This window comes from Vibrio sp. 03_296, from assembly GCF_002265885.1.
This window is the reverse complement of sequence record NZ_NPKW01000070.1, coordinates 158112-166867: the sequence shown is the minus strand read 5'-3', so window position 1 is coordinate 166867 and position 8756 is coordinate 158112. Positions and strand designations below refer to the sequence as shown.

The window sequence follows — 8756 nt, the reverse complement described above, 5'->3', positions numbered from 1 at the left end:
GGCAGCGGCAGCCCAAAACATCAAGAAGATAGCGTTGGTGGTGAACTATCTACGAAAAATGGGCTTAAATATGGCAGAAATAAGGCAGATACTTGCTTCTGTATACCCGTGTAATGAATGGAAACTTCTGCGCACGATATAACAAAAAAAATCACGATCGCGACCTACGGTCGCTTCCAAAAAAGAACCCCACTTAAAAAGCGGGGTTCGTCATCAATCTGAGCCGCCACACTTCATGTGACGGCTCTTTTTTATTTTTCATTCAAGATAGCCAAAGATTTCGTTTATCCCACTCTAGAGAGCAAGACTCGGCTTATCCCCTGATTTGTCAATTGCATCTTTGATTTGGTTTAAGAAATCATTTGGCAGTTTTCCAATGCCATCAGAGAACATCAACGGCTCATGGGGGCTCGCAATCAAGAGCACGTTTTTGAAATCAGACACTTCAAAATTACCTTCCGCCATATTTTCGCTATGATACTTCAGCACTTCTTTGGCAATCACTTTACCAATCGCTTTAAGTTGGTCATCGGTCAAATTCATACGTGAAAAACCAATTTTGACGCAATCTTTATACGCGGTGGTCTGATCTTTCAGTGTTTGTGTGTACTTCTTGTTGAGCTTAGAGTTGTCCGCAAAACGATAGTACATTGGACCGATCAAACTGAACTTGTGATCTTCACTTAACTTGATCAAACCTAACATTTCCAAAGCACGGAAATAGGAGTAAGTGGTTGATTCATCAAGCCCATGTTTTTCTTTCATCCAACGAAATCCATCTTTGTCACGCAAATGACGAATTTCTCGGTAAAAGTCGTAAAGTTCCGGAAAATTGAAAAACACTTCGTCTTGAGTGTGACTGAAGTAATTTTCATCGTTGGTTTGTAACTGAACCGCCAGTTTTTGCAGCTCTTCTAGCGAAGTATCTGTCTCACGGCAATATTCCAGCAGCTTATCGAGCGAAATGTTCGAGCTATAAAGGTGTCTTTTAAACGTAGAAAGAGGTATTCCTAACCTGTCAGACAACTCTCGATATGTCAGCCCCTTGCTTTTGATCGCCTGTCTTAAAGCAGCCAACAGATACTCGGGAGTGGTATCTTGCATATCTTCTTTCCCTATTATTAGTATTTCCGGGCTACATTTGTAACCAGTTCAAGATCTTTAGCAACTATTTATGTTGATTTAGTTATAAATAATGTGCTCAAAAACGTGTTTTAGCATTTATGGAACAAATATCACCAAACACACACATTTTAAGTAGTTATCTCGTTTATTCATTAAAAACAATAACAAAGAGAACATCATCCTCTAATTTCATCATTTAGAGTATTTTTTCTAATTTCTGTTAAGCATGGCTACTTTTTAACCTTAAATTGATACAAATATCGAAAACAATCGACCGATTGACCGTGCAAGGTCACATAATTTGCGATCAGGTTCATCTGCCTAAAACCACATTTTTCGAGCACTCTTTGCGATGCAAAATTGTCTGAGGCAACCACAGCAAGCACGCTTCTAAAACCTAGGTTTTCCAATACCACCATCGATTTTGTCACCATTTGTGTGGCAATGCCTTTTCCTGCACTCTCTTCAGAAAATCGATAACCGAGCGTCGCAACGCCACGGTTAAACTTGATGTCGTGAAAGTTCACACGCCCCACAATGGCGCCATCATCCGATTCAACAATCATTGGTAGCATTCGCTTATGTTGGTATTCTGATAAACAGTAATCGATGTGTTTTCGGATCCCCTGCTCAGAAAACATCGACGCGTCTCGCGGTGTGATGAAACGCTCAAACCAATGGCGATTTTCGTATTCAAATACCAGCAGCGATGCCTCATCGCTACCGCTCAGCATTCTCAAATGAAAACGCCCTTGCTCCACACTTGTCACGGATGACCTCATTATTGATTCCACTGATACTCCATTTGCTTGGCCGTCTGACGAGCCAAATCCTCGCCTTTCAACTTGGCGACCAAATAGAGGCTCATATCTATACCAGCAGAAATTCCACCACTGGTGGTGTATTTTCCGCTATCCACCCAACGCCGTTGCGACAAAACCGCCAGCTTGGGATAACGCTGTTTTAAATCTTCGATGTCTTCCCAATGCGTCGTGACTTGCAAACCATCAAGCAAGCCAGCTTCCGCCAGCAGAAAGCTTCCGGTACACACGGAGGCGACTAAACTCGCCTGCATTGCCGTTTTACCGATCCAGTTGATAACATTGCGTTTCTTAACTTCATCACGATGATCGCCCCCGACAACCAAAAGCAAATCTAAGTGAGGGTGATTGTCGATGGAATAGTGGGGCTGAACATAGAAGCCTCCTCGCCCTTTTACCTGTTTGTCTGTTTCGCCAATCAATGCGACTTGCCAATGGTTTTGACCAAAACGGTTGGCGGTTGAAAACACTTCAAATGGTCCTGCAAAATCGAGGACTTCCGCCTCATCATAAATATAAATTCCAATGTTCATCCTTGCCTCACTGATTATCCATTGTTTCACTTCCAAGTGGCTTAAGCGCTTTTCTCAGCACGGTTAACGCTGCGAAGTCACTGCTCTGATTTACCTACCCCATACGGGCATCAAGGGCCACCATCGTTATTATTTACTTTTTTGTAAATATCAGATGACCTGACCTATATTCAAATGGCTAACGCTCATTATGCTGAGCATTGAGGAGAATGATCATGAGTCAGGCTGCGTTAATAACTCGATTAAATGAATTACCACGTATTCAAAGTCTGCTGCAAGAATTACTGGAGATGGTTAACCAAGAAGAGGTTAACTTTGGCGCTTTAGCGAAAAAGATATCAATGGATCAAGTGCTCAGCGCCCGATTGCTACGTATGGCCAATTCCGCCCACTTTGGTGGTACGAAATCCATCGCCACCATCAATGATGCTTTGATTCGTGTCGGCACGGGCCCTGTGAGAACGCTAGTGGTCGCCTCGGTACTTTCCAGCGCTTTCCCACGGGTCAAAACCTTGGATATGGAAAAATACTGGACCGACACCTTCGAGGTTTCGGTCATCTCGTCCAAATTGGCGGCAGAAGCTGGAATGGACGTCAATGAAACCTTTACCACTGGAGTCTTGCACAACATTGGCGAGTTGATGATCCACACATTAGTGCCCGAACAAGCCATGGAGATTAACCAACGCGTTAATAAAGGTGCAGACGCCATTGCCGTACAAGAAGAGCTACTGAATGTCTCATCACCAACATTAGGAGCCAAATTGGCACGAAGTTGGAAGTTTCCTGAAGAGATGGCGGATGCAATTGAACATTTCCATGAACCCAGAGAGGCCGATGTATCACCAAAGCTCGCGACCATTATTCATTTCGCGCGTGCAATAAACAAAAGTTGGGATGATTTTAAAGATCCCAGTGAAAAAGCACATTTCCTGGCCAACCATCCCGATTCACGCTTGCTGTGTATCTCCGCCGCTTTTGTCGACAAGATAGATAAAGTGAGAGGAAACGGGCGCGATTTGGCAATGCAAATGGTGGCCGCTTAGCAGTGGCTGAGTTAACTTGATTTAGTCTTACAATCAAACAATCGGGTGAACAGCCATGGAAGCGCCTTCACTCGGTTGTTTTCATTTGACCTACCGCTTTTCGTTGCTGCCCTCTTTTATAACAACAAACTTTCAAGCGCCTGCAACTGGGTAATGGCCACGACCTGAGGCGGCGGTGTATGGCGGTGATGATTCAACCAAATGGCGGAAAACCCTGCCTGCTTGGCCGGAATGATGTCCTTTTCTAGACTGTCTCCAATCATACAAAGCTCTTGGGGCTTTACCCCCAACGCAGAGGAAATGGCGAGATAAAAGTCACTTGAGCCTTTGAGAAACGGAATGTTTTGCCGATTAAAATAGCCTTTAATGAAAACATCGATTTCAGCACGTTCAAATGCTGCATGAATATCTTTAATTGTTGAATCGCCAGCACCGGTTGCTACGTAAAGTGGATAGACAGAACTCAGTTTTCTTAAGGTCTCAGAAGCACCATTAACCAATTGAATTTTATCCCAATACCTCATCTTTCCTTGCTGAGTTTTGTCATCAATCATGAGAGTATCTCCCCAATCAAACAAGATCGCTTTATGCATTGTTCCTCCATGAAAATTCGCTGGTCTTTTTACCGACCTCTCAATAATAAACTCTTGTCGTAATAATCAATTTTATTCATTAGACTCAAGTGGTAAATTGTCCGTTAATTCGCGCAACACGCGTTGCGTGCCAGGCCATGAGAGGGACTCTCCACTCATGTTTTGTTCTTAATATCCGTTGCTGTATTTCGGATATACTCTGTGAGATTAGATGTGGAACAAACATCCAAATTAGACCGCGTTCGCGCCGACTACAACGTTCATTACTGGAGCCAAGGCTTCTACGGCATTGATAACCAAGGTGAAATGTACGTTTCCCCACGTAGTGACAATGCCCACCAAGTGCAGTTAAGCCAAATCGTTAAGCAGCTAGAAGAGCGTCAGCTCAATCTACCTGTTTTGGTTCGATTTCCGCAAATTCTGCATCAACGTGTGCATTCGATCTGTGACGCGTTTAACCAGGCAATTGAAGAGTATCAATACCCAAATAAATACCTGCTTGTTTACCCAATCAAAGTAAACCAACAGCGTGAAGTGGTTGATGAGATTCTTGCCAGCCAGGCACAACTTGAAACCAAACAGCTAGGCCTAGAAGCAGGCAGTAAACCTGAGCTTCTCGCTGTTCTAGCCATGGCTCAGCACGCAAGCTCTGTTATTGTTTGCAACGGCTATAAAGACCGTGAATACATCCGTTTAGCATTGATCGGTGAAAAACTTGGCCACAAGGTGTTCATCGTTCTAGAGAAAATGTCGGAACTTGATCTCGTGCTACGTGAAGCGAAAAGCTTGGGCGTGTCACCACGTCTTGGCATTCGTATTCGCCTTGCTTCTCAAGGTGCAGGTAAATGGCAAGCCAGTGGCGGCGAGAAATCGAAATTTGGTCTCTCTGCATCACAAGTGCTGAATGTGATCAGCCGTTTGAAGAAAGAAAACCAACTCGATACGTTGCAGCTCGTTCACTTCCACCTAGGCTCGCAAATGGCAAATATTCGCGATGTGCGTAATGGTGTAAATGAATCGGCACGTTTCTACTGTGAGCTGCGTACATTGGGTGCCAACATCACTTACTTCGACGTGGGTGGCGGCTTAGCGATTGACTATGATGGCACTCGCAGCCAGTCTTCCAACTCGATGAACTACGGCTTGGTGGAGTACGCACGCAATATCGTCAATACCGTGGGTGACGTGTGTAAAGATTACAAGCAACCAATGCCAGTGATCATTTCTGAGTCTGGTCGTTCACTGACAGCACACCACGCAGTGTTGATCTCGAACGTAATTGGTACTGAAACTTACAAACCAGAAACCGTGACAGAGCCAGAAGAAGACTTCCCTCTTCTACTGAACAACATGTGGCGCAGCTGGTTGAACTTGCACAATGGCACCGATGCTCGTGCACTGATCGAAATTTACAACGATACGCAAAGCGACTTGGCGGAAGTGCACTCACAGTTTGCGACCGGGGTATTAACCCTTGAGCATCGCGCGTGGGCAGAACAAACATCGCTGCGTATCTACTATGAATTGAACCGTTTGATGAGCACGAAGAACCGCTTCCATCGCCCAATTCTTGATGAATTGTCAGAGCGTTTAGCGGATAAGTTCTTTGTCAACTTCTCACTGTTCCAATCATTGCCAGATTCATGGGGTATTGATCAAGTCTTCCCTGTTCTGCCACTGTCTGGCTTACAAAACGCCGCTGATCGCCGTGCAGTAATGCTCGACATCACCTGTGACTCAGATGGCGCGATTGACGCCTATGTAGATGGTCAAGGCATCGAAAGCACACTGCCAGTGCCTGCATGGAACGAAGATGAGCCATACTTGATGGGCTTCTTCCTCGTGGGTGCATACCAAGAAATTCTTGGTGACATGCACAACCTATTTGGTGATACCCACAGTGTTGTGGTGAACGTGGGCGACCAAGGTGAGATCAACATCGATTTCATCAACGAAGGCGACACCGTCGAAGACATGATGCGTTACGTACACATCGATGTAGACCAAATTCGCAAAAATTATCACTCTTTGGTATCGCAGCGCGTTGACCAAGAGGAACAGCAACAGATTCTAGCAGAGCTTGAACAAGGTCTGTCTGGTTACACCTATTTAGAGGATTTCTAAATGAATGATTTGTTTACTAAAACTGATTATTCACTCTACTCAAACTCGATGAGTTTTGTGCGTCGTCCGTATGTCAAAGATCCTGTCGCAGCAGACGCTGACCTCGTTGTTTTTGGCGCACCGCTAGACATGGCAACCTCTGGTCGTCCTGGCGCGCGTATGGGCCCAGATGCGATCCGTCGTGCATCGGTGAATCTTGCATGGGAAGGTAAGAAATTCCCTTGGGATTTCAACCTATTCAAAAAGGTGAAAGTGATTGACGGTGGCGATCTTGTCTTCGATTGTGGTGATGCAGAAGACTTCACTTACCGTATGGAAGCAGCGACCTCTGCGATCCTAAAAAGTGGCAAAACAATGCTTGGCCTTGGTGGTGATCACTTCATCACGCTGCCTATTCTGCGCGCTTACGCAAAACACTACGGTGAAATGGCACTGATCCACTTCGATGCACACACCGACACGTACGCAAACGGCAGCAGTTATGACCACGGCACCATGTTCTACCATGCGCCAAAAGAAGGGCTTATCTCTCCTAAGCATTCAGTACAAGTCGGTATCCGTACTGAGTACAAGCAAGAAGGTCACGGCTTTAACGTCATCAATGCGATGCAAGCCAACGACATGAGCGTAGAAGAGATCCTTGCAGATATCCGCCGCATCGTGGCAGATAAGCCGGTGTATGTGACATTTGATATCGACTGTCTCGATCCGGCTTTTGCACCAGGTACTGGTACACCTGTCTGCGGCGGCTTGAACTCGGACAAGATTTTGAAAATCATCCGTGGCCTAAAAGACGTTAACATCGTTGGTATGGATGTGGTGGAAGTCTCTCCTCCATACGATCAAAGCGATTTGACGGCACTGGCTGGCGCAACCATCGCGCTAGAGCTGATGTACGCTTGGGCAGCAAATAAAGAGTTTGAATCAGAGTTCTAAGCGAAGACTTTGAAGCAAGACCACCAAATCCGATAAACTCTGTTTATCGGATTTTTTTATGCTTACTTTCCATGTTCCCCACTAACGACCCTAAGGCTATTCTACCTCCTCCTCAGCCCCTCTCTTTGTTATCTCAAACCAAGGAATCATTAATGAACGGATCGTTAAATAAAAAATAATCATTAGTTTTTCTAATGCAAAAGATAGATTTTTATCTTGCTTAAGATCACATTTTCAGATTGATCACAATGCCATCAACGACTAATATCTCGCGCCGTAAATCCCTATAAAACTCATTATTTGGCAGTCTTTACCGATCTGTCATGGTCTTTTTCGTTTTTAATTTAGCCGGAGAATTTGCGCAGATGTCCGCGTCATTTCCATTAGCCAAGCTTACCTTTTTGATCGCTATTTTGACCGCTGTGGGTCAAATGACTCAAACCATGTACGTGCCATCAATCGGACACATGGCCAGTGAGTTTTTGGTATCGCCTGCTGCACTGCAGGCTGTCATGGCGTGCTATTTGATCCCTTACGGATTATCGCAATTTGTCTATGGTCCACTGTCGGATCGCCTTGGCCGTAAGCCGATCATCATCGCCGGTCTATTGATTTACATTGCCGGCACTATGCTGTCACTGTTTGCGCACGAGTACACTTGGTTCCTTGTCGGTAGCTTCGTTCAAGGCTTGGGTATCGGTTGTGGTGGTGCGATGTCTCGTACCCTGACTCGTGACTGCTTTGAAGGCGCAGAATTACATCGCGCCAACAGTTTGATCAGCATGTGCGTGATCTTTTCACCGCTGATGGCTCCTGTATTGGGTGGCGTGCTGACGGAAACCTTTGGCTGGCGTTCAAGCTATTTGTTTTTGGCACTGTTTGCTATTGCGGTCATTATTACCATGATGACCAGCATGATGGAGACGTTGCCAAAAGAAAAACGTAAACACGAGTCTGTCGCGCGCAGCTACCACTACGTTTTATCCAACAAACGTTTCCAAGGTTACTTACTTTGCTTAGTTGCAACCTTTGCTGGTGTGGCGGTTTTTGAGGCAGCGGCGGGCGTGTTATTAGGTGGTGTGTTAGGGCTACCTGCGACTATCGTCAGCATTCTATTTGTATTGCCGATCCCGGGCTATCTGATTGGTGCGGGCTTATCAAGCTACATTGCTCAGCGTCGCTCACAAAAGCGTGCTCTGAACGTTGGCTTGGTCGCAATACTGATCGGCGCAGCCGTGGTGCTGATTCCAGGTCTGTTTGGTCAAACAACGGCACTGACGTTGGTCGGTGGTGCGACGATTTACTTCCTTGGCGCAGGCATTTTGTTCCCAGCGGCGACCACGGGCGCACTGGCTCCTTTCCCTTATCACGCGGGAACCGGAGGCGCTATTTTGGGCGGCATGCAAAATCTAGGTGCAGGTATCGCGACATTAATCGCCTCCTTGTTCCCAGCCCAAGATCAACTGCCTCTTGGCTGCCTCATGCTCGCAATGTCCATCCTTGCGATGTTAGGGTTGCGTTTGGTCTATCGTAAACCGGATTCTTCCAATGAAATGCCGCTGGCAATCTGATCTTTCT

8 protein-coding genes are annotated in these 8756 nt (G+C 45.7%); 4 read left to right on the top strand and 4 right to left on the bottom strand.

Annotation, left to right across the window (positions count from 1 at the left end; translation table 11 throughout):
• Positions 1 to 294: 294 nt before the first annotated feature.
• The 3 genes from CIK04_RS09330 to CIK04_RS09320 form a co-directional block, all read right to left on the bottom strand.
• On the bottom strand, positions 295 to 1104 hold the full coding sequence (locus CIK04_RS09330) for a helix-turn-helix transcriptional regulator (RefSeq protein ID WP_017421085.1): 810 nt from the start codon (positions 1102 to 1104) through the stop codon (positions 295 to 297).
• 251 nt (positions 1105 to 1355) lie between these two features.
• Complete coding sequence (locus CIK04_RS09325) at positions 1356 to 1895, bottom strand: GNAT family N-acetyltransferase (RefSeq protein ID WP_017421086.1); 540 nt, start codon at positions 1893 to 1895, stop codon at positions 1356 to 1358.
• A gap of 11 nt (positions 1896 to 1906) precedes the next feature.
• The gene (locus tag CIK04_RS09320) at positions 1907 to 2479 is read right to left on the bottom strand and encodes a DJ-1/PfpI family protein (protein ID WP_045590681.1); all 573 of its coding nucleotides are present in this window, start codon (positions 2477 to 2479) and stop codon (positions 1907 to 1909) included.
• 215 nt (positions 2480 to 2694) lie between these two features.
• Here CIK04_RS09320 and CIK04_RS09315 point away from each other — a divergent pair, with 215 nt between their 5' ends.
• The gene (locus CIK04_RS09315; RefSeq protein ID WP_039539633.1) at positions 2695 to 3525 is read left to right on the top strand and encodes an HDOD domain-containing protein; all 831 of its coding nucleotides are present in this window, start codon (positions 2695 to 2697) and stop codon (positions 3523 to 3525) included.
• 116 nt (positions 3526 to 3641) lie between these two features.
• On the opposite strand, the gene CIK04_RS09310 is transcribed toward CIK04_RS09315, so the two are convergent.
• Positions 3642 to 4118: an HAD family hydrolase gene (locus tag CIK04_RS09310; protein ID WP_097352733.1), complete on the bottom strand. Its 477-nt coding sequence runs from the start codon at positions 4116 to 4118 to the stop codon at positions 3642 to 3644.
• A gap of 213 nt (positions 4119 to 4331) precedes the next feature.
• Here CIK04_RS09310 and speA point away from each other — a divergent pair, with 213 nt between their 5' ends.
• The 3 genes from speA to emrD all read left to right on the top strand — a co-directional run bounded on the left by speA (position 4332) and on the right by emrD (position 8749).
• Complete coding sequence (gene speA, locus CIK04_RS09305; protein WP_176463308.1) at positions 4332 to 6242, top strand: arginine decarboxylase; 1911 nt, start codon at positions 4332 to 4334, stop codon at positions 6240 to 6242.
• Entirely contained in the window at positions 6243 to 7178 is a 936-nt protein-coding gene (gene speB, locus CIK04_RS09300) for an agmatinase (protein ID WP_011080223.1), read from the top strand.
• Positions 7179 to 7543: 365 nt separating this feature from the next.
• Positions 7544 to 8749 (top strand): multidrug efflux MFS transporter EmrD, encoded by a 1206-nt coding sequence (gene emrD / locus CIK04_RS09295; protein WP_039449780.1) that lies wholly within the window; start codon positions 7544 to 7546, stop codon positions 8747 to 8749.
• The last annotated feature ends 7 nt before the right edge of the window (positions 8750 to 8756 follow it).

Coding starts and splice junctions, on each gene's coding strand:
- CIK04_RS09330 (WP_017421085.1), bottom strand. CDS start 1,104: ATGCAAGATACCACTCCCGAGTATCTGTTGGCTGCTTTAAGACAGGCG.
- CIK04_RS09320 (WP_045590681.1), bottom strand. CDS start 2,479: ATGAACATTGGAATTTATATTTATGATGAGGCGGAAGTCCTCGATTTT.
- CIK04_RS09315 (WP_039539633.1), top strand. CDS start 2,695: ATGAGTCAGGCTGCGTTAATAACTCGATTAAATGAATTACCACGTATT.
- CIK04_RS09310 (WP_097352733.1), bottom strand. CDS start 4,118: ATGCATAAAGCGATCTTGTTTGATTGGGGAGATACTCTCATGATTGAT.
- speB (WP_011080223.1), top strand. CDS start 6,243: ATGAATGATTTGTTTACTAAAACTGATTATTCACTCTACTCAAACTCG.
- emrD (WP_039449780.1), top strand. CDS start 7,544: ATGTCCGCGTCATTTCCATTAGCCAAGCTTACCTTTTTGATCGCTATT.